We start from the raw sequence: 23,230 nt of genomic DNA on the forward strand, positions 1-23,230 counted from the left end.
GCCATGCCTGATACTTCATTCCGTTCTGTCTGCCCGTATTGTGGCGTAGGGTGCGGGATTATTCTGGATGTAAAGGATGGAAAAATTGCAAAGGTGCGGGGTGATGCCGCGCACCCTGCCAATGCCGGCCGTTTATGCACAAAAGGCAGCTCGTGCGATAAGCCCTTATATGCGCAGGAGCGTTTAAAAACCGCCTTGTTGCGCCCGCAACGTGGGGCGGATGCCGTGGCGGTTCCGCTTGAACAGGCTATTGGCAAAACGGCAGCAAGGTTAAGGAGCATCCTGGATACACATGGGCCGGATGCAATTGCGTTTTATGTGTCCGGTCAGATGTCTGTGGAGGCACAGTACCTCATTAACAAACTGGCAAAAGGGTATGTTGGAAGCCAGTATATAGAATCCAATTCCCGCCTGTGCATGGCAGCGGCAGGTACAGGCTACAAGCTCTCGCTCGGGGCAGACGCACCACCGGGCAGTTATGAGGATATAGACACCACCAACCTGTTTTTTGTCATCGGGTCCAATATGGCCGATTGCCACCCGATCCTGTTCCTGCGTCTGATGGAGCGGAAAAGGGCCGGGGCCAAGCTGATTGTGGTGGACCCACGCAAAACGGCCACGGCGGAAAAGGCGGACCTGTACCTGCCCATCCGCCCGGGAACAGACCTGGCCCTGCTGAATGGCCTTTTGCATATTCTTGTTGAAAATGGAGACATAGACAAACAGTTTATCGCGCAGGCAACCCGTGGGTGGGATGCCATGCCTGCATTTCTGGCAGAGTATGCGCCCAGCACTGTTGCCGAAATAACCGGCCTGCCTGTTGCAGATATTATGACCGCCGCCCGCTGGATTGCTCAGGCCGGGGACTGGATGAGCCTGTGGACCATGGGGCTGAACCAGAGCGTTGCGGGAACATGGAATACCAATGCGCTATGCAACCTGCACCTTGCCACAGGCACGCTGTGCAGGCCCGGTTGCGGCCCGTTTTCCCTGACCGGCCAGCCCAACGCCATGGGGGGGCGCGAAATGGGCTATATGGGGCCGGGGCTACCGGGGCAACGCAGCGCGCTGGTGGCGGAAGACCGCGCATTTGTGGAGGCGCAGTGGAAGCTCCCCCCCGGCACTCTGCGGGATGTGGGGGGCAATGGCGCCATTGCCATGTTTGAGGCCATGGAAGAAGGCCGCATAAAAGCCTGCTGGATTATCTGCACCAACCCTGTGGCTACTGTTGCCAATCGCGGTCATGTCATACGGGCATTGGAAAAAGCGGATTACGTGGTTGTACAGGACGCCTTTGCAGATAGTGAAACCACAGGATTTGCCGATAGTCTGCTCCCAGCTGCCCTTTGGGCAGAAGCGGATGGCGTGCAGGTGAATTCCGACCGGACCATGACCTTGGCACAAAAGGCGGTTGCTCCACCGGGGGAAGCACTGGCCGACTGGGAGCTTATTGCCCGTGTTGCGTGCGCCATGGGGTTTGAACAGGGTTTTTCCTTTACTTCCGCCGCTGAAGTGTTTGCTGAACTCAGCCGTTTTACAAACCCCAAAACCGGCTATGACTGCGCCGGAGTGAGCTATGAGCGCCTGCGCCGAGGCTCGGTGCAGTGGCCTGCCCCTGTGGGGGACACGCAGGCCCGCCACCCGGTGCGCTATGTACCGGCCGGGCAGGTGCTACCAGTTTTTCCTACCCCCGATGGGCGTGCGATTTTTTACGCGCGCCCATGGATGCGCCCGCAGGAATGGCCAGATGAGCAGTTCCCCTTTGTGCTCAACAGTGGCCGACTGCAACACCAGTGGCATACCCTGACCAAAACAGGCCGTGTTGCCAGCCTGAACCGCCTGAACCCCGGCCCATTTGTGGAGGTTTCGGTGCAGGATGCACAGTTACTTGGGTTGCAGGCGGATGATCGTGTCAGGGTAACGTCCCGCCGTGGGCACATTGTTCTGCCTGTTCAAATCAGCCAGCGCGTGGGGGCGGGGCAGTGCTTTGCCCCATTCCACTGGAATGACCGCTTTGGCCCGGACATGGCCGTCAATGCGGTTACGTCGGATGATGTGGACCCGCTCTCTCTCCAGCCCGGCTTCAAGCTCTGTGCCGTTAAGCTGGAGCGGGTTGCGCCAGATGCGTCGCCGCCCTCAGCCCCCCGTCAGGAAGAAGGAAGTGCCCCTATGCCGCTTGATACCCTGATGCGTCATTTCTCCCTTGATGATCCAGCCCTCCAGCCAGATTTGCCCGAACAGGCCAGAATATGGCTGAAAGGTTTTCTGGAAGGGTTGCGTATGGTGCCCCCACAACCCGGTCTGGTGCCGGATGTACCCGCATCTGCTCCCCTGCCTGTGGAGGCGCGGAGTTATGTAAACGGCCTGCTGGCGGGCCTGTTCAGCCGTGTGGGGGAGGCGTGTGCCCAGCCTCTTCCCCCGGATGTTCTTGCCGTGCGGCAGAGCATCCGGGTTTGGTGGGCATCGCAGACTGGTCGGGCGGAGGCGCTGGCCGCTACCGTGGCTGTCTGGCTGCGGGAGGCCGGGTATACGGTGGAACTCGCCTGTCTGGATCACTGCAAGGATGCGGACCTCGGGCAGGGGAAGGCGATTTTTGTTGTCTCCACTTTTGGGGATGGAGATCCCCCCGATTGTGCAACCCCATTCTGGGACACCCTGCGTGCGCGCAAGGAGGCACTGACAGGCCTCTCCTGCGCGGTTCTGGCATTGGGGGATTCCTCCTATGCCAGTTTCTGCGGGTTTGGCTGTGCGCTGGATGGCCGCCTGCGGGAGCTGGGTGCCTGTATGATCATGGACCGCGTGGATTGCGAACCGGATTTTGAGGATACGGTAGAAGTCTGGCGTGGCCAGCTTCTGGCTGTGCTGGACAGCACAACACCCCCAGTGGCCCCACCCGCCGGAGGGGAGGCCGCACCCGCCACCACGCTGCCCGAGCCTAGAGTTGGCACAAGGGATGCGCCGGTTATTGCCCGCCTTGCACTGAACGAACGCTTGTGTCAGGGCGCTGCCAGCAAGGATACACGCCGTATTGGTCTGGACCTGGGCAAGAGCAGCCTGGACTGGAAGCCCGGAGATGCGCTGGGGATATGGCCCTGCAACGCTGTGGAGGTTGTCAAAACCACTCTGGCGGCACTGGGCCTGCCAGCGGATACTCCCGTGACCCTAAAGGGCGCAGGCACCGTTGGGCTGCACGATGCCCTGTTGCGCCATTTTGATCTGGCACGCCCCAACCCGGCAATGCTGCACGCACTTGGCCGGACCGAAGGCGGTTACCTGCCCGAACTGTTGCAGGCGGCCCGCCTTGATGTTGCGGCACAGGATGTGCCCGCCCTGTTCCGCAGGATGCAGCCCCGGCTTTATTCCACAGCCTCTTCCCCGCTCGTGTCGGGGCGGGTGGTGGAACTGACTGTGGGCGTGAATAACGACCCATGGCCCGGTGTGTGCACAAACTGGCTTGCCGGGTTGCCCGCTGGGGCCGATGTGCCGGTTTTTGTCCAGCCCACAACGCACTTCCATCTTCCCGCAGATGGCGGGACGGATGTGATCATGATCGGCCCCGGCACGGGTATTGCGCCATTCCGCGGGTTTTTGCAGGAGCGTGAAGCCCTTGGCGCAATAGGGCGCAACTGGCTGTTTTTTGGCGAACGGCACGCTCAGGAAGGATTTTACTATCAGGAGGAGCTGGCCCGCTTTGCGCATACCGGGTGCCTGACACGGCTTGATACCGCATTTTCGCGCGATCAACCCAAGCGGATCTATGTGCAGGACAGGATGGAGGAAGCCGGGGCAGAGCTATGGAACTGGTTGCAGGCCGGGGCTTTCCTTTATATTTGTGGAGATGCGGCGCGTATGGCGCGTGATGTGGATGCCGCATTGCGCCGTATTGTGGCACGGCATGGGGCCATGCCAGCAAGCCAGGCAGATGATTATGTTGCCGGGCTGACCAGAGGGGGCCGCTACCTGCGAGATATTTATTAATGGATAAATATCCTGCCCCATCCCCCATGCGCACCCCCATCAAGGTGCTGGTTGCCGATGAAAACCCCGGACGGGCAAAGGCCTTGTCCGATACGCTGCGGGCGGACCCGTCGCTTGATGTACAGTCCGTTCCTGTTGGCATGAGCCTGATAGAAGCCGTGCACCAGTACTACCCCGATGTTGTGCTTGTGGACATGGCCCGCGCAGACCGTGATGCGCTGGATAGCGTGCGCGCGCTGTCTGTTCCAGCACTGGAACGGCCCATTGCCCTGTTTGTGGATGAGGACGATGTGGACCTTATGGAAACCGCGTTTGATACTGGGGTATGCTCCTACAATGTTCTGGATGCCCCTCCGGATGATGTTAAGCCGCTGCTCCGTGCAGCCATTGCGCTCTATGCGCGTTTTCAGCGCACGCGGGCGGAACTCAGTGCCGCACAGCAGGAAATTGAAGAGCGCAGGATTATTGATCAGGCCAAAAAGCTGTTCATGAAAAATGAAAAAACAAATGAAACACAGGCATATCGCTGGTTCCGAGGGCGGGCAATGCAAACATCCCAGCGTATTGTCACCGTGGCCACCCAGTACCTCGCCGCGCAGCAGAAAAGCGACACACCATGACCAGACCTCTCCGTATCGGGTTGCTGCGCCTGTCTGATAGTGCGCCCGTTATGCTTGCCCATAATGCGGGCCTGTTTGCACAATACGGGCTTAGGACGGAACTGGTGGTTTCTCCCTCATGGGCCAATATCGCAGATGGTCTGGTCTGGAAAACACTGGATGCAGCCATTATGTTTGCGCCACTGGCCATGATGACCTCTTTGGGCAGGCGTGGGCATATGCCTGCACTCAAGCCCCTTGCGACGTTAAGCTATGGGGGCAACACCGTTATACTGCGTGGCACCAACCCGCTGATGGGACAGTGGCCCACGGGGGATAAGGGGCGTGAGGCTTTTGAGACATGGCGCGCTACAATCAGCCGCCGTCCAAGGCTTTCTGTTGTGCATATGTATTCAACCCATTTTCTTATCCTCAAGCGGTTCCTGTTATCCATAGGGGTGAACATGGAGCAGGATATTGAAATTCAGGTCATGCCCCCGCCTGATATTATCAGCGCCCTGATGAATGGCTCCATAGATGGCGGGTGTGTAGGCCCGCCATGGGGGACAGAAGCCTGCCTGCAAAACCTTGCTTTTCTGGCTGGTGGTTCTCAAACCGTTATGCCGCGTCATATTGAAAAGCAGTTTGTTGTGCCACAAGGCACGTCTCAAAATCAGGATGTCTGCAAAGCAATTATCAACGCGCTGAACGATGCCAGGATTTTTTTGCGCAATGCGGAAAACAGGCAGACTGTTGCGCATGACCTAGCCGCACCGCTGGAAGAAAAAGGATTAAACCTGCCCGAAGCCGCAACCCTTAAAACCTTGAGTGGCGAAGGCTTTACAGAAAAAACACATTACATCCATGGCCATACAGAAGCAGGGAATGTGGCGTGGATGCTGGATGACATGCAGGGGCTGGGCTGGATCACTCAAACGGAACACAGTTTTCTGGAAGAAAAATGGAACGTGCCATTGTTGTTTTAAGCAATGATGGCACGCTTCTGTGCGCATTCTCTGGTTGGTATGGTGGGGCGCAATCAGTGGAGATATTCCACAGGAAGTGGAACAAAACCTGCCATGCAATTTATTGAGTGCAGACAGAATTTTGAAATAGAAGGCAATATATTACAAGAAGGCGTGACGCTCATAATGTGGGGAGCGGATGGACCATGTCTGACAGACGAGACAAGAAATCCGGTGTGTTCGATTTTTCACTCAACCCGATAAAGGACTAGTCATGTTTGACCTGTTTTTAGAAAAAAGTGATAATTTCTATGATGAAGACGGGTACTGGGGGAAAATAATTATCAATGATTTCAATGAGAGGTTTTTTTCGAATACAACTTTTTTCGATAAGGCTTCTTACCAGAAACAATGGCGGCATGCTGCAGAGTTACTTTTAAAGAAGAAAAAATCTTATTTTCTTGTTGATGTTCATAATCCAAACACATCTAATTTCTTTATGTCTTGGCCGTGTTATTTACAAGGTGATATTGTTTATTTGCAAAATTGGATGATTCTTGCTGATCAACATCCATTGGATAAAATAATTTCTAATGAGGCTGATTTGGGAGATTTAAGGTTTACCAATGAAGATGATCAAAAAATATCAACTTGGGAAACCGACATACAGTCATTTGTTAATTTTAAAGATAAAATCAATAAAATCCAAGAATGATAATTCAATAGAAACTTCGAAAAAATATTGATTAAAGAAACAAGTATCAGAGTTTAGTAGCAATTTTGACGAAGCCAACTGGAAGGCCAATTATGGGCGCACTTTGCTTGGAGTGGCCGGAAGCACTGGCATTGTGGTTCCGAGGCATAGGAATATAGCCATTTCTGGCTTGGGGGGCAGCGATAGCGTGGGAAGTCAGCGGTCTCGGTCAGGCTGTTTCCTATGGGCTGCCCTGCAATATAGTAGCCCGAACACGCAGACAATTCCGGTCAGTGTAATGATGAACAAGCCTTACGGATGCAGTTTCCGCATCGGGGGCAGCACCTGGCAGAAGCCAGACAGATACCATTCTCAACCGGGTGGGAAGGTGCTCACTATTGAACGAACACTTAGGCTTCTTGCTGTTGAAGTTGTTTCCATCGCTCTGGAAGTAAGTAAGGAGATGGCAGCCAACAGGTGCCAGTGTTGTTCCAACTGTCGCAGTGCCTTTGTAGGCGGGTGTAAAAATGCGAACACGCACAAAGAGCGATGAGCACAAATTACATCAAATTGTCACGGGGGGATGCAGTTTACTGCGTTATAATGGTGCCCAAGACCGGGATCGAACCAGTGACACTGCGATTTTCAGTCGCATGCTCTACCAACTGAGCTACTTGGGCACCGCAGCCTTGCGGCGTGAGAGAGGATTTATCTCAGCTCGCTGTAGAGATCAAGTCATGTTTCATCATTTATTTCAGGTTTTTCACCATCCGGTTCCTGAACAGGTTCGCCGGGGATGCGGTAGTTGCCGCCAAACCAGCGGCCAAGGTCCACATCCGCACAACGGCGGGAGCAGAAAGGGCGGTAGTCAGGGGTGCTGGGTTGCCCGCAGATCGGGCATTTGGTGGCTTTGCTCATCAGGATTCCTGAACAGTCCATGTCAAATCGGGCAGGGCGTGGTTTGTGTGCAGGCTCAGCTTGTGGCCAAGCTGGCGTGCGCAGTCGGCCACGGCTTCGGGGTCCTGCTCCAGTGCGCGGATAATGCCTGCTCCACCCGTTATCTGCGTTGTCTGGGGGGCATGCACCAGAATATGCCGGAGCACCCGCAGCGCGCGGCCGTGCGGGCTGTTCAGCAGCTCGGGCAGGGAAGGGTAAATACGGGCACGCACAATTTCTATCAGTCCAAGGGCAGTAATGCCCAGGCAGCGCGGGTTAAGCGGGTCTGGCTTGAGCGCGGCATTAACCGGCTCCAACAAGGCCTGGCGCTTGCGGGTGGCAAGGCCTGCCGGGTCTATCAGAATGGCCCCAGACAGGTTGCGTAGCCGGATCTGGCGCATCAGTGCGGGCAGGGCATCGCGGTTGGCAGCAAATTGCGCGGTCTGTTTGGTACGGCCCGTTTGTGCGGGGGGCGCGTCCATATCAATCGCGATCAGAGCAGGGGTGGGGGTTATGGTTGCTTCCATGCCACCGGGCAGGGCAACAAGCGGTTCCTCCAGCGCGTCACAGGCTGCGGCTATGGAGTCGGGGTAGGGGGCAAAACCCGGTTCACGCCGGTCACGGAGTGCGGGTGGGATAAGGGCTGCTGCTGCCGGGCTGTCCACCACCACAGCAGCGGTAGGCCACAAGGCTGCCAGCCGGGCCAGTGGTGTGGGGCCGGGGGTTACAAGCCCCTTTTGCTCCGAGGCTACGTCAGCGGCCAGCAGGCGCAGGCGCAGGCCCTTGCCACCCTGCGCGGCACGGCTGACCTCCACCGTGACGGCCTGCCCCTCCGTTAGTTTAGGGGCGTTGTTCTGCAAGGGTAAAAAACCGCTCTGGTTACCACCAAGCGCAACAAAAGCGCCCCCCATGGCTGGGGTCAGGGCTTCTATGCGGGCGTGGTATACGCTGCCCACCATGTCCGGGGCAGCGGGGCGCCAGAGCGCAAAATCCAGCAACGTGTCGTTTTTGGTAACGGCAATGCGCATTTCGCCGGGGAAGGTGGCAATGCGCAGGAACAGGCTCACGCTAGCCAGCCACCGGGTTGCCCGCGCAGGAGTTGGCCTGTTTCAAACAAGGGGAGGCCAATAACACCCGAGGCACTCCCGGACAGAGCCCGGATAAAACCAGCCGCATGGCCTTGCAGGGCATACCCGCCCGCTTTGCCAGACCAGTCCCCCGCATCCAGCAGGGCATCAATCTGGTAGGGTGTCAGGCGTGAGAATGTTACGGCGGTTTCCACCAGCCGTGTGCCATGCCGCCCAAGGGGCCAACTGGCTGTGGGGGCAACCACAACGCAGGTCAGCACGGTGTGCCGCCTGCCAGAGAGACGCTCCAGACAGAAGCGTGCACTCTCCCGGTCTTCGGCCTTGGGCAGAATACGCCGGCCAAGGGCCACCACCGTATCGGCTGCCAGTACCAGAGCAGGGTCTTCCAGCGTTGCGGCAACGCATCTGGCTTTTTCGGTTGCCACGCGCTGGGCATAGGCCCTTGGCGTTTCACCCTTTGCGGGTGTTTCGTCAATATTGGCAGGCAGAACGCGGTCGGGCACAAGCCCGATCTGTTCCAGCAAAGCGATACGGCGGGGGGAGGCGGACGCGAGAACCAGCAGAGGGGCTGTAGCCTGCCCCGCCTGTGTCTGCCCGGAGGAAGTCATGCTTACTTGAAGCGGAAGGTGATACGACCTTTGGACAGGTCATAAGGGGTCATTTCCACATTCACCCGGTCACCCGCCAGAACGCGAATACGGTTCTTGCGCATCTTGCCGCTGGTATGGGCGAGAATAACGTGTTCGTTGTCCAGCTTTACGCGGAACATGGCATTAGGCAGCAGTTCGGTCACTGTGCCGCTAAATTCGATCATGTCTTCTTTAGACATTGCATCCTTCGTGTATGTTGAAACTGACGGAAGTTTGGTCAGCAGATATGGTTGAGGGGCGCTTGGCGGTCAAGCATTAGGTGTTTGCTCTGCCAGGGCATCCAGCCGGGCAGAAACGCTAAGGGCGTGGGCTTGCAGCCCTTCGGCATGGGCCAGAGCCACGGCGGAAGGGCCAATCCGGCGCAGGGCATCCGGCCCGCCGGAAAGGAAAGTGGTGCGCTTCATGAAGTCGTAAATCGACAGGCCGGAGGCAAAGCGCGCGGTGCGTGATGTGGGCAGAACATGGTTTGGCCCCCCCACGTAATCGCCTACCGCTTCCGGGCAGAAACGGCCAAGGAATGCGGCTCCCGCGTGCCGGACATGGACAAAAAGGGCCTCGGGGTCATCCACCATCAGCTCCAGATGTTCGGGTGCCAGACGGTTGGCCAGTTCCACGGCTTCCAGCAGATCGCGGGTGATCAGCACAGCCCCGTTACGGGCCCAGCTTGCACTGGCAATGGCCGTGCGGGAGAGAACCTTAAGTTCTGCATCCACAGCCGCAATGACCTTGTCGGCAAAAGCTGAATCGGGGGTAATCAGGGTGGCCTGTGCAAGTTCGTCATGCTCGGCCTGCGCCAGCAGGTCGAGTGCGATCACACGCGGGTCGGACCCCGAATCGGCAATGACCACCACATCGGACGGTCCTGCAATGCTATCAATCCCCACATGGCCAAAGACCTGCCGCTTGGCTTCGGCCACATAGGCGTTGCCGGGGCCAACAATGCGGTCAACGGGGCGGATGGTCTGGGTGCCATAAGCCATGGCCCCAACGGCCTGTGCGCCACCTACCCGGTAGATTTCTGTCACGCCTGCGCGTGCGGCTGCGGCAAGCACCAGCGGGTTGATCACCCCGTCAGGCGTTGGCACGCACATGGCCAGCCGGCTGACCCCGGCCACCTTGGCGGGAATGGCGTTCATCAGCACGGAGGAGGGGTAAGCCGCCTTGCCACCGGGCACATACAGCCCTGCCGCATCTAGCGGAATCCAGCGCATGCCCAGCGTCATGCCCTCGGCATCCGTGTAGCGCATGTCGGATGGAAGCTGTTTTTGGTGGAAGCTTTCAATCCGCCGGGCTGCCACGTCCAATGCTTCAAGCAGTTCGGGGCTGACCTGTGCCGTGGCTTCGGCAATTTCCTGCGCTGTAAAGGCCAGCGTGGCCGGGGTTACGGGCAGGCGGTCAAAGCGTTCGGTCAGGGCGCACAGGGCGGCGTCGCCCTCCTTGCGCACGGAGGCCAGAATATTGGCCACGGGGGTTGTAACTTCCTGCCCCTGTTCTTCCCGGTTGGTCAGCAGCGCGTTGAAGGCGCTCTCAAAACCGGCATCACGCGTATTAAGCCGTTTCATGGAATCCGATCTGCCTTACACATTATTTTGCAGCGGTTGTGGTGCCCGCAAGCGCCGTGCGGAAGCGGGAGAGAATGCAGTCAATCTGGTCAGGGCGGGTTTTGAGCGCCGTGCGGTTGATAATCAGGCGGCTGGAAACCTGCGCAATGGTTTCAACCTCTTTCAGCCCGTTGGCCCGCAGTGTGGAGCCGGTATCCACCAGATCCACAATCAGGCGGGACAGGCCAAGCATGGGGGCCAGTTCCATCGCGCCGTGCAGGTGTACAATGGTAGCGTTAATACCGCGTGCGGCAAAAAAGCGGCGGGTAATGGCGGGGTATTTGGTCGCCACCCGAACTTCCGACCAGCGCGCCCATTCCTGCGGGTCATGCGGCAGGTGGGCTGGCTGGGCCACGGCAATGCGGCACGCCCCTATGCCAAGGTCCAGCGGTGCATAAATTTCGGGGTAGTCAAATTCCATCAGCACGTCAGAGCCGCAAATGCCAACCTGCGCGCCGCCTGCGGCAACAAAGGTGGCTACGTCAAACGAGCGAACGCGCACGATGTCCACGCCGGGGTCTTCGGTGGAAAAACGCAGCTTACGGCTGCTATCGCCAAGGCAATCGGCCGAAGGGGCCATGCCGGTACCCGCCATAAGGGGGGTTACGGCCTTGAGAATACGGCCCTTGGGCAGGGCCAGAACCATCTGCCCGTCATGGCCCGCACCGAGCGCGTTGGCGGTCTGGGGGTCTGGAAAGGGCTGGTTCATGCAAACTCCGGCAGGCAAGGCATTGAAATGCGGCCTGCTCTCCTAGCACAAGGTGGCCGGGAAGAAAAACCGGCAGCCTGTTTTCCGGGTGGAAGACGTTCCTCCACCCGGAAAAGACAGTGCGGGTTTTAGCGCTTCCACCACCCGGTGCGGCGGCGGGTAGCGGGTGGGCTGTCCTCAATCACGATCGGCTGTACCAGAGGTTCGGCTTTTTCCTCTGTGACAGGGGCGGTCGTGGCGTCTGCCTGCGGTGCGGCCTCTGCGCTGGTTTTGCGCGTGGTGCGGCGGCGGGTAGGCTTTTTTGGGGCCTCCTCCTCCGCGCCCTGTGCGGCAGGGGTATCCTGCACCGTTTCGGCTTCCGTGCTTGCAGCGGCGGTTCTGCTGCGTGCTGCGCGGCGGCGGGCCGGCTTTTTGGGAGCTGCCTCGGCAGTTTCACCCGCATCGGCCACTGGGGCTTCTGCCGGTGCGTCTGCCGTATCCGCCGGTGCCTCGGCCTTGGCGGAAGCAGGTTTGCGCGTGGCGCGGCGGCGGGTTGGCTTTTTGGGTGCCTCCTGCTCCTCAACCTGTGCGTCTGCCTGCGGGGCTGGCGCGGCTTCGGCCACCACATCCTTGCGGGCGGGTTCTCTGGCTGCGGGGGCAGGGGCGGGCTTGGCCTGCGCACTGTTTTCCAGCAGTTCAAAAATATCCGGCCCATCGCCAAACGGGTTGGCCGGGGTTGGCCCGGTCCAGACCGCGCGTTGCGGGCGGGGAGCGGGGCCTTCCTCTATGGTCACGCGCTGTTCTGCCCCCGATTCGGGAGCCTGACGCTGCACGCGGGAGTGGCGTGTGCGGCGGCGACCGGGAACAAGGTGCTGCCCATCGGCGCCCTGCTGCTGTGCGGGAGCACTTGGAGCGGCCTCGTTTGCTGCGGGTTCCTCGGTGTCTTCCGCGTCCGTTTCGGCGGAAGCGGGCATACCATTCTGGCCCTGCGCATTACCGTTGCCATTCCCGCCACGGCGACGACGGCGACGGCGGCGGCGGCGTGGTTCCTCATCCCCTGTGGCGGCTTCTGCCGTGTCTGGGGTGGGGCTGGAAGGTGTGGCCACAGGGGCGGATGAGGGAACATCCACATCCACATTTTCAACCGGAGGCAGCGCGTGTTGCTGTGCGGCTGCCATGGGGCGGGCCGGGGAGCGGCGTTCGATGCGGATTTCCGGCGCGGGAAGTGTGTTATCGGGCGAGAACAGCACTTCCATCTGGTGGCGCTGCTCAATATTGGCCAGCCAGTCACGCTTGTTGTTGAGGATATAGAAGGCAATCTCGGCCGCCACATGCACCGTAATGGCGCCAGCGCGGCGGCGTGCGCCTTCCTCTTCCACGGAGCGCAGCACGTGCAGGGCGGAGCTTTCCACGCTGCGGGTCATGCCGGTGCCGTTGCAGTGCGGGCAGACCGTAAAGGCCGCTTCTGCCACAGACGGGCGCAGCCTCTGGCGGGACATTTCCAGCAGGCCAAAATGCGATATGGAGCCGATCTGGATACGGGCGCGGTCGTGGCGCAGGGCGTCCTTCAGGCGGCGCTCTATGGTGGCGTTATGGCGGCGGGATTCCATGTCAATAAAGTCAATGACAATCAACCCGGCCAGATCGCGCAGGCGGAGCTGGCGGGCCACTTCGTCCGCTGCTTCCTGATTGGTGCGGAAGGCGGTTTCTTCAATATTGCGCTGGCTGGTGGCCTTGCCGGAGTTCACGTCAATGGCGACGAGTGCTTCGGTCTGGTTGATGACCAGATACCCACCCGAGCGCAGCGCCACCACGGGGGAGAACATGGCATCCAGATGCCCTTCCACATGGTAGTGGGTGAAGAGCGGCTGATGCTCCTTGCTCCACAGGCGCACTTTTTCGGCGTGCTGGGGCATAAGCATGCGCATGAAGTCGCGTGCGGCTTTCCACCCGCTTTCACCATCCACCACAATCTCGCTCACATCACGCGTGTACACATCGCGGATGGCGCGTTTGACCAGACTGGCTTCCTCATAAATCAGGGCAGGGGCCATGGACTGGAGCGTGTGCTCGCGAATGTCGTCCCACAGATGGAGCAGGTATTCGCAGTCACGCGTAATTTCGGGGCCGGGGCGCTGGGCACCAGCGGTGCGCACGATCATGGCCATGCCGCGCGGCAGGTTCAGGCTGCTGACAATATCGCGCAGGCGGCGGCGGTCGGCCACGGATGTAATCTTGCGGGAAACACCGCCCCCACGCAGCGCGTTGGGCATGAGCACGCAGTAACGGCCGGCGAGCGAGACGTAGGTGGTGAGCGCTGCACCCTTGTTGCCACGTTCTTCCTTGACGACCTGCACCAGCAGAACCTGACGGCGGCGGATAACTTCCTGAATACGGTAGTTGCGCAGGAAGCGTGCAATCCGCTTCTGAATAAGCGCTTCCTCGCCCGTATCGGTTTCACCGCTTACGTATTCGGGTGTTTCCTGCCGGTCTTCATCCCCTTCGGCGCCGTCGTTCTCGGCGGTGCTGGAGGTTTCATCCGCTTCGGCATCCGCGTTGTGGGCGGTGGCTTCGTCCTCATCGGAATCGGAGCCAGCGTCGTCCATCAGCGTTTCTTCTTCGGCCTGAAGGGCGAGAAGTTTTTCGCGGTCAGCTACCGGGATCTGGTAATAATCCGGGTGAATTTCGCTAAAGGCGAGAAAGCCGTGCCGGTTGCCGCCATATTCTACAAAGGCAGCTTGCAGGCTGGGTTCTACACGAATAACGCGAGCGAGGTAGATATTGCCTTTAAGCTGCTTTTTTGCAGCAGATTCAACATCATAATCTTCGAGTCTATTTCCGTCCATCACAACAACACGCGTTTCTTCTGCGTGTGTTGCGTCGATCAGCATCCGCTTTGACATAAAAAGAAAAACTCCGGTGCGCTGGTGGCCAGCCTGAGCGGTGCTTTTGCCAACGTGGCGCAGCACGGAGCAGGGGCGCTTCCAGCGGGTATAAACAGGCGTGAAATGGAAAACCGAAGGTGCACCCAAAGCCCGCTGGCAGCCGCGCGCCAGTACCCGGCAGGCATGCTGGTGCCTGTGGTCTGGCCGAGATACTCAGGGCAATGGGGCGAGCTATGGTCGTGTATCCTTCAATCATCACTTTGCTCGGCTTCCGGGTGCTGGGTGGTGGCGGGGCATGCCGCGCAAACACAACGCCCAAAAGGCTACAAGCAGGGCGCACGGCAGGTACACTAATGCCCAGATGCCATGCACATTAAGCATGACCCAAATACAGCAAGACTGCAAGCTATTCGTAATAAAGGCTTTGGGGTGTAAATGGGTGGTTATTTTTTTGCCATTTTTCGGGCACAGTGTCCGCTAGATAACCCAAGGATAAAGGCGCGCTTGATGGCACCGCACAGGCCGGACCACGTTTGGTCGGATACGCACCTGCTGCTCCCTGCACCGCAGAGCCTGTCCGTGCCGCGCAGAACCTTCCTGACCACTGCGGCAGGCGGGGTGGTGGGGGCTGGTATTGTGGCCAGTTCTCTGGCTCCAGCCAGTGCGCGTACGGCGCACCATACTGCGGCGGTGCATGCACCTGCTGTGGTCGGGCGTGCCCAGCCACCCAAGCCGCTGGTCATGCTGGACCCGGGGCATGGGGGTAAAGACCCCGGAGCCATTGGTTTTTCCGGCACCTATGAAAAGCACGTGGCAGAGGCCGCAGCGCAGGAATTGGCGCGGCAGTTGCTGGCAACGGGGCGCTACCGCGTAGCCCTTACGCGCTCGAGTGACCACTTTATTCCGCTGGACGGGCGGGTGGATATGGCCCAGCAGCACGGGGCGTCTCTTTTTGTGTCCATGCATGCAGATGCGCTGCATAATGCCAGTGTGCGTGGGGCGAGCGTGTACACCCACGCCCACGGGGCATCGGACAGCCAGACGGCAGATCTGGCCCGTACAGAAAATAGTGCAGACCGCTTTGGTGGCCCCATGGTGCACGGGGCTTCGCCCGAGGTGCAGCGTATTCTGGCCAGTCTGGTAACGGAGGAAACCCGCAAGGGGTCCTCGCATATGGCGCAGGCGGTGGTGTCTGCTTTTCAGTCCCGCGTGCAGCTTTTAACGCATCCGCACCGCCATGCGGCATTTGCGGTGCTTAAATCCGCACAGATTCCCTCGGTTCTGGTGGAAATGGGCTTTATGTCCAACAGGCTGGATGAGGCGGCTCTGCGGCAGGCAGGGCACAGGGCTATGGTGGCAGGGGCCATGTGCCATGCCGTTAACCTGTATTTTGCCTCTGCTGGCGCGGGGCTGGCAGGCTGAAACTATTTTGGGGTGTGTGCTGTTGCCGGGGTGGCAGGAATAGCCTGCGGCCAAAATGCTGGCGGCTTGCGCTCAGGGCATCAGCATTTTTGAAGAGGGGAGAGTAAAGCGGGAGGCCAGAAAAGCAGAAGCCCCCTTGCGGGGGCTGCTTTGCTTGACAAATTCCCGGGGGAGAATTTGGTGCCCAGAAGAAGACTCGAACTTCCACAACCTTTCGGTCACAGGTACCTGAAACCTGCGCGTCTACCAATTCCGCCATCTGGGCTCAAATGGCAACCCGGAGTGTTCCGGGCTGGTGAAGAGGCATTTACCCCGCACACATGCTACCGTCAACAGGTAAAATGATTTTTTTTTGACGAATTTGTGTCGGCCCCTCCTCTGGCCTGTTGGGAGCGAATGCAACACAGTGCATGTATTGCGTGAAGCGCAAGAGACTGAAGCAAGGGAATGCGGGCATGAGTGGGAACAAGACTGCGGCCGTGCTGGGCGGGAATGGCTTTGTTGGCCAGTATGTTGTGCAGTGTCTGGCGCAGGCCGGGTACACGGTGCGTGTTGCCAGCCGAAGGCCGGACCAGGGTGCCCTGCTGCGCCCCATGGGGCGGGTGGGGCAGGTTGCGCCTTTTTATGCCTCGGTGCTGGATGACAGCACGGTGGCCTGTGTCGTGCGCGGGGCGGATGTGGTGGTCAACCTTGCGGCGGTTCTGTCCTCCTCCTCCGCGCAGAGCTTGCAGGCGGTCAATGTGGAAGGGGCGGGGCGCGTGGCCCGCCTTGCGGCGGAGGCCGGGGTTGCGCGCTATGTGCACATGTCCGCCCTTGGTGCTTCGGCCGATGCGCCCTCTGCCTACGGGCGGAGCCGCGCTGCGGGGGAAGAGCTGGTCAGGCAGTTCCGTCCGGATGCCTCCCTTGTTCGCCCTTCGGTTATTTTTGGGCCGGAAGACAAATTCTTTAATCTGTTTGGTACGCTGGCGCGCTACCTGCCGTTTATGCCGGTTTATGGGGCAACTACCCGCGTGCAGCCTGTTTATGTGGGGGATGTGGCGCAGGCCGTGGCGCAATTGGCGACCACGCCCGAACTGGCCGGGCGGGAATGGCTGCTTGGCGGGCCAGATATTATGACCATGCAGGATATTGCCGAGTTCGCATTGCAGCAGACGCAGCGTGACAAGCCCGTTATGCGTGTGCCTCTGGCGCTGGCGCGGTTGCAGGCAGCGGTGCTGGAGCGTCTGCCGGGCAAGCTGCTCACACGCGACCAGTTGCTCATGCTCTCGCAGGATAATGTTGTGCCACCAACGGAATCGGGGTTCGAGGTGCTGGGTATTGTGCCGCGCAGTGTGGCGGCCTGTGTGCCCTTCTATCTGGAACGGTACAGGGCTGGCGGCGGTCGGTCCGGGGTTTTTGTTCCGCAACGGTAGGTTGGGTTCATAAAGGTCCGGAATGGAACCAATTATTTTATAAAAAATACGCCATTTAACGCCATTCCGGGCCTAAAATTAAAATAGGTAAGCAATGCTGTCTTTTTATCCGGAAGGATAACAGGCACTTTCCCTCCTGCTTGATTTTAGGGGGGCGAGGACTGTCTGCCGCGCCCTTGTTAGCCGGGGATGGCGTATGACAACCAAGATGCTGAAATTTGTCTCCGTTCCGCAAAAGCAGCCACAAAAACGCACGGCGGCTGAGCGGCGGACGGATTTTGACGAAATTTACGACGACTTTAAGCCAGAACAGGCCACCGAACAGGCTAGCCGCTGCTCGCAGTGCGGCGTTCCGTTCTGCTCTGTTCACTGCCCGCTGGGGAACAACATTCCCGACTGGCTGATGCTCACGGCGCAGGGCCGGCTGGAGGAGGCTTATGGTGTCTCCTCCGCTACCAACACCTTCCCCGAAATCTGTGGCCGCATCTGCCCGCAGGATCGCCTGTGTGAAGGAAGCTGCGTGATCGAACCGGGGTTCGAGAGCGTGACTATTGGCGCAGTTGAGCGGTTTGTAACGGACACGGCGTTTGAAAACGGCTGGGTCAAGCCGGTCAGCCCCCTGCGTGAGCGCGCCGAATCCGTAGGGATTGTTGGGGCGGGCCCCGCAGGGCTGGCTGCGGCAGACCAACTGCGTGCGCAGGGTTATCAGGTCCATGTCTATGACCGGTATGACCGTGTGGGCGGCCTGCTGGTGTATGGTATTCCCGGCTTCAAGCTTGAAAAGCATATTGTGGCCCGCAGGCATGAACTGCTGGTGGAGGGCGGTGTTGTCTTCCATCTGGGGCAGGGTATTGGCAACGGCCCGGGCGAGTTGTCCTTTGCTGAACTGCGTGGGCGGCATAATGCGCTGCTGATCGCAACAGGCGTGTACAAGTCCCGCGCCATTGGTGGCCCCGGTGCGGGCCTTGCCGGGATTGAAAAGGCGCTGGATTACCTGACCGCCTCCAACCGTCGCTCCCTTGGGGATGTCCTGCCTGATGAGGCGCAGGCGCTGGATGCCGCAGGTAAAAACGTGGTGGTGCTGGGTGGTGGTGACACGGCCATGGACTGCGTGCGTACGGCTATCCGCCAGGGTGCCAAATCGGTGCGCTGCCTCTATCGCCGTGACCGTGCGAACATGCCCGGCTCCACGCGTGAGGTGAAGAACGCGGAAGAAGAAGGCGTGCAGTTTGAATGGCTGGCCGCCCCCGAAGCTTTTCTGGGCGACACCCACGTAACAGGTGTGCGTGCATCCCGCATGAAGCTGGGCCTGCCCGATGCTTCGGGCCGCCAGTCGGTGGAACCGCTGGAAGGGTCCTCCTTTACACTGGAAGCGGATCTGGTGATCGCAGCCCTCGGCTTTGACCCCGAACCCCTGCCGCAGTTGTGGGATGAGCCCGCTCTGGCGGCATCGCGCTGGGGTACGCTCAAGGTGGACCAGAAAAGCTTCATGACCTCGCTGCCCGGTGTGTTTGCAGCAGGGGATATTGTGCGTGGGGCCAGTCTGGTCGTGTGGGCGATCAAGGACGGGCGGGAAGCCGCCCAGAGCATCCATGAGTGGATCAAGGCCGATGCAATGGCTCGTACGGCGGAGCAGGGATAATGGATATGGAACAGTTTTCGCACACTGTTTCCGCTGAAAGCGGTGAAGAGTTTCTCAAGGCGTGGGACGCCAACGTACAGGCGCTGGATGGGCTGTATGACCCGGCGGACGAACGCGATTCCTGCGGTGTGGGCCTTGTGGCGGCACTGGACGGCAAGCGCCGGCGTGAGGTGGTGGAAGCCGGTATTGCCGCGCTTAAAGCCATCTGGCACCGTGGCGCGGTTGATGCCGATGGCAAAACGGGCGACGGCGCGGGCATTCATGTAGAAATCCCGCAGGAGTTTTTTGCTGACGCCATCACCAGCACGGGCGACCGCCCGAGCGATGGCCCCATTGCCGTGGGGCAGGTGTTTTTGCCCAAGACCGATTTTGTGGCGCAGGAACAGTGCCGCCAGATTATCGAAACCCAGATTCTGGCCTTTGGCTATGGCATTTACGGCTGGCGTCAGGTGCCGATCGACACCTCCTGCATTGGTGAAAAAGCCAATGCAACCCGCCCCGAAATCGAGCAGATCCTTATCCGCAACCTGCCGGGCAAAACGGAGGAAGCGTTTGAGCGCGACCTCTACGTTATTCGCCGCCGGATAGAAAAGGCTGCCATTGCAGCGCAGGTGGACCTGTATATCTGCTCGCTCTCCTGCCGCTCCCTTATCTATAAGGGCATGTTCCTTGCCGAGCATCTGACCGAGTTCTACCCGGATCTGCTGGACGAACGTTTTGTCAGCCGCTTTGCCATTTACCACCAGCGGTATTCGACCAACACCTTCCCCACATGGAAGCTGGCTCAGCCGTTCCGCCGCCTTGCCCATAATGGTGAAATCAACACCATTTCGGGCAACATCAACTGGATGAAAAGCCACGAAACACGGCTGTCTCATCCGGATCTGGACCCGTGGATGGCGGACATCAAGCCTCTGGTGCAGGCTGGTGGGTCAGACACGGCAACGCTGGATAACGTGTTTGAACTGCTGACCTTTGCCGGGCGGGATGCGCCCGCAGCCAAGGCGCTGATGATCCCCGCCAGCGTGGGCGGCAATGCGGCCATGAAGCCCGAACACCGGGACATGTTCACCTACTGCAACGCGGTTATGGAACCGTGGGACGGCCCCGCCGCCCTGTGCGCGACCGATGGCCGTTGGGTTGTGGCCGGGCTGGACCGCTCCGGCCTGCGCCCGCTGCGCTATACGGTTACAACCGATAACCTGCTGATTGTGGGGTCCGAAACCGGTATGGTACGCGTGCCTGAAAACGCCATTGTCAGCCGTGGTCGCCTTGGCCCGGGCGAGATGATTGGTGTGGATCTGGACGACGCCAAACTCTACGGCAACAGCGCCCTGCTGGATGTGCTGTCCTCCCGTCAGGATTTTTCTGACTGGATCAAACGCACCCAGAAGATCGGCCATCTTGTCCGCTCCGAAGTGACCGAGCCGGTTTACTACACGGGCGATGAACTGCGCCGCCGCCAGCTGGCCGTAGGCACCACGCTGGAAGAGCTGGAAACCCTGCTCCACCCGATGGTGGAAGACGCGAGCGAAGCCATTGGCTCCATGGGGGATGATACACCTCTGGCCGTGCTGTCGCCCCGTTACCGTGGCCTGTCGCACTATTTCCGCCAGATGTTCAGCCAGGTGACCAACCCGCCCATCGACAGCCTGCGTGAATCGGGGGTGATGAGCCTTGCCACGCGTCTGGGCAACCTTGGCAACATTCTCGACCAGTCGGCCGAACAGTGCGACATGCTGCAACTGCCCAGCCCGGTTCTGACCTCGGGCGAGTATGAGGCCCTGCGCGGCTTCTGCGGTACGTCCGCCAGTGTGATTGACTGCACCTTCCCCGCAAAGGATGGTGAGGCCGGTCTGCGTGAGGCCATTGCCCGCATCCGCCGCGAGGCGGAGGAAAGCGTGCGGGGTGGCTGCACCCATGTCTTCCTGACGGATGAAGGCCAGTCCCCCGACCGGGCTTCCATCCCCATGATTCTGGCCACCGGGGCCGTGCATACGCATCTGGTGCGGACGTCCCTGCGTACCTTTACCTCGCTTAACGTGCGCACCTCCACGGCGCTGGATGTGCATGCCATTGCCGTGACCATTGGTGTGGGCGCCACTACAGTTAACCCGTATCTGGCGCAGGAAAGCATTGCAGACCGCCATCGTCGTGGCCTGTTTGGCAGCCGCAGCCTGCGTGAATGCATGGAGCGCTACCGCAAGGCGGTGGACAAGGGTCTGCTCAAGATCATGTCCAAAATGGGTATTTCCATTGTGGCGTCCTACCGTGGTGGCTGCAACTTTGAGGCCGTGGGCCTGTCCCGCGCGCTTACGGCGGAGTTCTTCCCCGGTATGCCTTCGCGCATTTCCGGTATTGGCCTGTCGGGTATTGCCCGCAACGCGCTCAGCTTCCACGAGCAGGCATGGGGTTCGGCTTCCGCGCTCACCCTGCCGGTTGGCGGGCTGTACAAACTGCGCCGCAGTGGGGAGCAGCACGCATTTGATGGCGGGCTGATCCATATGCTCCAGACCGCCGTGGCAACAGACAGCTTTACTATTTACCAGCGTTACGCCGATGCCGTGCGTGCCCAGCCGCCCGTGGCCCTGCGTGACCTGCTCGACTTCCGCGAAGGGCGCACGCCTATTCCGGTAGAAGAGGTGGAAAGCATTACGCAGCTGCGTAAACGCCTGATCTCGCCTGCCATTTCGCTCGGCGCACTCAGCCCTGAAGCGCATGAGACCCTCTCCATCGCCATGAACCGGATTGGCGCAAAATCCGATTCCGGTGAGGGCGGGGAAGACCCGGCACGCGCCAAACCACGCCCGAATGGGGATAACGCATCCTCTGCCATCAAACAGGTGGCGTCTGGCCGTTTTGGGGTGACCGCACAGTATCTGAACGACTGCCGCGAGCTGGAAATCAAGGTGGCCCAGGGGGCCAAGCCGGGTGAGGGCGGGCAGCTGCCCGGCTTCAAGGTCACCGAGCTTATTGCCAAGCTGCGCCATGCAACGCCGGGGGTTACGCTGATCTCCCCGCCGCCGCACCACGATATTTATTCCATCGAGGATCTGGCCCAGCTTATTTATGACCTCAAACAGATCAACCCCGATGCCAGCGTAACCGTTAAGCTGGTGGCCCGTTCGGGTATTGGCACTATTGCCGCGGGTGTGGCCAAGGCCAAGGCCGACGCCATTCTTATTTCCGGCCATTCCGGTGGTACGGGGGCAAGCCCGGTCAGCTCCATCAAATACGCGGGTCTGCCGTGGGAGCTGGGGTTGGCGGAAACGCATCAGGTTCTCATGCTCAACCGTCTGCGCCACCGCGTGCGCCTGCGTGCCGATGGTGGCATCAAGACCGGGCGTGATGTGGTGATCGCCGCCATGCTGGGTGCGGAAGAGTTTGGTATTGGCACGGCCAGCCTTGTGGCCATGGGCTGCATTATGGTGCGCCAGTGCCACTCCAACACCTGCCCGGTTGGCGTGTGCTCGCAGGACCCGGCCATGCGCGCCAAGTTTGAAGGTACGCCGGAAAAGGTGATCAACCTGTTCTCCTTCATTGCGGAGGATGTGCGGAACATTCTGGCCTCCCTTGGCTTCCGTACGCTGAACGAGATTATCGGCCGCACGGACCTGCTGCGTCAGGTTTCCCGCGGGGCGGATTATCTGGACGATCTGGACCTGAACTCCCTGCTTTCGCAGGCAGACCCGGGGCCGTTTGCCCGTTACTGCACGCTTGAAGGCCGTAACGAGGTGCCCGATACGCTGGACGCGCAGATGATCAACGATGCCCGTCCGCTGTTTGACCATGGTGAGAAAATGCAGCTGCACTACAATGTGCAGAACACCCAGCGCGCCATTGGCACGCGCATTTCCTCCCTCATCGTGCGTCAGTTCGGCATGAAAACGCTGGCTCCGGGCCACCTGACCGTGCGCCTGCGCGGCTCGGCCGGGCAGTCCCTTGGGGCGTTTGCGGTGCAGGGCCTCAAGCTGGAAGTGCTGGGCGATGCAAACGATTACGTGGGTAAGGGCCTTTCGGGCGCGACCATTACGGTTCGTCCGTCTCCGTCCTCTACGCTTGTGTCCAACCAGAACGCCATTATTGGCAACACGGTGCTCTACGGCGCTACAGCGGGTGAGCTGTATGCCGCAGGGCAGGCGGGTGAACGCTTTGCCGTGCGTAACTCTGGCGCGACAGCGGTTATTGAAGGTTGCGGTTCCAACTGCTGTGAATACATGACCGGTGGTACCGTTGTGGTGCTGGGTGAAGTGGGCGACAATTTTGGCGCAGGCTTTACCGGCGGCATGGCCTTTGTGCTGGACAGCAATGGGGGCTTTACCAAGCGCATCAACCCCGAAGCTCTGCTGTGGTCGCGTGTAACCGACCCCAAATGGGCCGAAAGCCTGCGTGCTCTGGTGGAACGCCATGTGGAGGAAACCGGCTCGGCCTACGCCTCCATGCTGCTGCATAAGTGGGACGAGGTTCTGCCCCAGTTCTGGCAGATTGTGCCCCGCGACTACGCCAGAATCATCGGCTTTGATGTTGAAGGCGCAGAACAGGCCCAATCGGCCTGAACCAGCCTTTACAGGGCATGCGTGCACAAAACGGGCGGGGGCTTATGGCTCTCGCCCGTTTTGCCGTTCTGGTGCCTTGTCTTTGCATGCAAGGGCTCTCGCCTCTGGTGGATT

The 23,230-nt window shown here is 59.8% G+C and carries 15 protein-coding genes and 2 tRNA genes; 8 read left to right on the forward strand and 9 right to left on the reverse strand.

Translation table 11 applies throughout. The features are described from left to right. Nucleotides 1-3 precede the first annotated feature (3 nt). The 4 genes from GOB83_RS03895 (at nucleotide 4) to GOB83_RS03910 (ending at nucleotide 6,257) form a co-directional block, all read left to right on the forward strand. Nucleotides 4-3,978, forward strand: coding sequence for a bifunctional nitrate reductase/sulfite reductase flavoprotein subunit alpha (locus tag GOB83_RS03895; RefSeq protein WP_165925299.1), 3,975 nt, complete (start codon nucleotides 4-6; stop codon nucleotides 3,976-3,978). Next, complete coding sequence (locus GOB83_RS03900) at nucleotides 3,978-4,598, forward strand: ANTAR domain-containing response regulator (RefSeq protein WP_086646655.1); 621 nt, start codon at nucleotides 3,978-3,980, stop codon at nucleotides 4,596-4,598. The genes GOB83_RS03895 and GOB83_RS03900 overlap by 1 nt, the downstream gene beginning before the upstream one ends. Then, nucleotides 4,595-5,563 carry an ABC transporter substrate-binding protein gene (locus tag GOB83_RS03905; RefSeq protein WP_165925300.1) on the forward strand — a complete coding sequence of 323 codons (969 nt, stop codon included), beginning with the start codon at nucleotides 4,595-4,597 and terminating at the stop codon, nucleotides 5,561-5,563. The genes GOB83_RS03900 and GOB83_RS03905 overlap by 4 nt, the downstream gene beginning before the upstream one ends. A gap of 253 nt (nucleotides 5,564-5,816) precedes the next feature. Next, on the forward strand, nucleotides 5,817-6,257 hold the full coding sequence (locus GOB83_RS03910) for a hypothetical protein (protein ID WP_165925301.1): 441 nt from the start codon (nucleotides 5,817-5,819) through the stop codon (nucleotides 6,255-6,257). 583 nt (nucleotides 6,258-6,840) lie between these two features. Here GOB83_RS03910 and GOB83_RS03915 read toward each other — a convergent pair. The 8 genes from GOB83_RS03915 to GOB83_RS03950 all read right to left on the reverse strand — a co-directional run bounded on the left by GOB83_RS03915 (nucleotide 6,841) and on the right by GOB83_RS03950 (nucleotide 14,102). After that, nucleotides 6,841-6,916, reverse strand: a tRNA-Phe gene (locus tag GOB83_RS03915). Nucleotides 6,917-6,971: 55 nt separating this feature from the next. Further along, a complete protein-coding gene (locus tag GOB83_RS03920; protein ID WP_369823049.1) occupies nucleotides 6,972-7,157 on the reverse strand; it encodes a DNA gyrase inhibitor YacG in 186 nt (61 codons plus the stop codon). Then, nucleotides 7,154-8,239: a ribonuclease E/G gene (locus GOB83_RS03925; RefSeq protein WP_165925302.1), complete on the reverse strand. Its 1,086-nt coding sequence runs from the start codon at nucleotides 8,237-8,239 to the stop codon at nucleotides 7,154-7,156. Before GOB83_RS03925 ends, GOB83_RS03920 begins: the two co-directional genes overlap by 4 nt. Next, entirely contained in the window at nucleotides 8,236-8,868 is a 633-nt protein-coding gene (locus GOB83_RS03930) for a Maf family protein (RefSeq protein ID WP_095349267.1), read from the reverse strand. The genes GOB83_RS03925 and GOB83_RS03930 overlap by 4 nt, the downstream gene beginning before the upstream one ends. A gap of 2 nt (nucleotides 8,869-8,870) precedes the next feature. Beyond that, on the reverse strand, nucleotides 8,871-9,089 hold the full coding sequence (gene infA / locus GOB83_RS03935; protein WP_003623225.1) for a translation initiation factor IF-1: 219 nt from the start codon (nucleotides 9,087-9,089) through the stop codon (nucleotides 8,871-8,873). A gap of 69 nt (nucleotides 9,090-9,158) precedes the next feature. Then, a complete protein-coding gene (gene hisD / locus GOB83_RS03940; protein ID WP_165925303.1) occupies nucleotides 9,159-10,472 on the reverse strand; it encodes a histidinol dehydrogenase in 1,314 nt (437 codons plus the stop codon). Nucleotides 10,473-10,494: 22 nt separating this feature from the next. Then, complete coding sequence (gene hisG / locus GOB83_RS03945; protein WP_086645659.1) at nucleotides 10,495-11,220, reverse strand: ATP phosphoribosyltransferase; 726 nt, start codon at nucleotides 11,218-11,220, stop codon at nucleotides 10,495-10,497. Nucleotides 11,221-11,348: 128 nt separating this feature from the next. Continuing rightward, nucleotides 11,349-14,102 (reverse strand): ribonuclease E/G, encoded by a 2,754-nt coding sequence (locus GOB83_RS03950; RefSeq protein ID WP_242005727.1) that lies wholly within the window; start codon nucleotides 14,100-14,102, stop codon nucleotides 11,349-11,351. Between the two features lie 489 nt (nucleotides 14,103-14,591). Here GOB83_RS03950 and GOB83_RS03955 point away from each other — a divergent pair, with 489 nt between their 5' ends. Further along, nucleotides 14,592-15,506 carry an N-acetylmuramoyl-L-alanine amidase family protein gene (locus tag GOB83_RS03955; protein WP_373321587.1) on the forward strand — a complete coding sequence of 305 codons (915 nt, stop codon included), beginning with the start codon at nucleotides 14,592-14,594 and terminating at the stop codon, nucleotides 15,504-15,506. Nucleotides 15,507-15,684: 178 nt separating this feature from the next. On the opposite strand, the gene GOB83_RS03960 is transcribed toward GOB83_RS03955, so the two are convergent. Next, a tRNA-Leu gene (locus GOB83_RS03960) sits at nucleotides 15,685-15,771 on the reverse strand. 190 nt (nucleotides 15,772-15,961) lie between these two features. Between GOB83_RS03960 and GOB83_RS03965 the strand changes: the two genes are divergently transcribed. The 3 genes from GOB83_RS03965 to gltB all read left to right on the forward strand — a co-directional run bounded on the left by GOB83_RS03965 (nucleotide 15,962) and on the right by gltB (nucleotide 23,116). Continuing rightward, nucleotides 15,962-16,918: a complex I NDUFA9 subunit family protein gene (locus GOB83_RS03965; protein ID WP_086645712.1), complete on the forward strand. Its 957-nt coding sequence runs from the start codon at nucleotides 15,962-15,964 to the stop codon at nucleotides 16,916-16,918. Between the two features lie 196 nt (nucleotides 16,919-17,114). Continuing rightward, a complete protein-coding gene (locus GOB83_RS03970; protein ID WP_086645657.1) occupies nucleotides 17,115-18,560 on the forward strand; it encodes an NAD(P)-dependent oxidoreductase in 1,446 nt (481 codons plus the stop codon). Further along, complete coding sequence (gene gltB / locus GOB83_RS03975) at nucleotides 18,560-23,116, forward strand: glutamate synthase large subunit (protein WP_165925304.1); 4,557 nt, start codon at nucleotides 18,560-18,562, stop codon at nucleotides 23,114-23,116. Before GOB83_RS03970 ends, gltB begins: the two co-directional genes overlap by 1 nt. Nucleotides 23,117-23,230 lie beyond the last annotated feature (114 nt).

The organism is Acetobacter fabarum (assembly GCF_011516925.1).
GTDB lineage: Bacteria > Pseudomonadota > Alphaproteobacteria > Acetobacterales > Acetobacteraceae > Acetobacter > Acetobacter fabarum.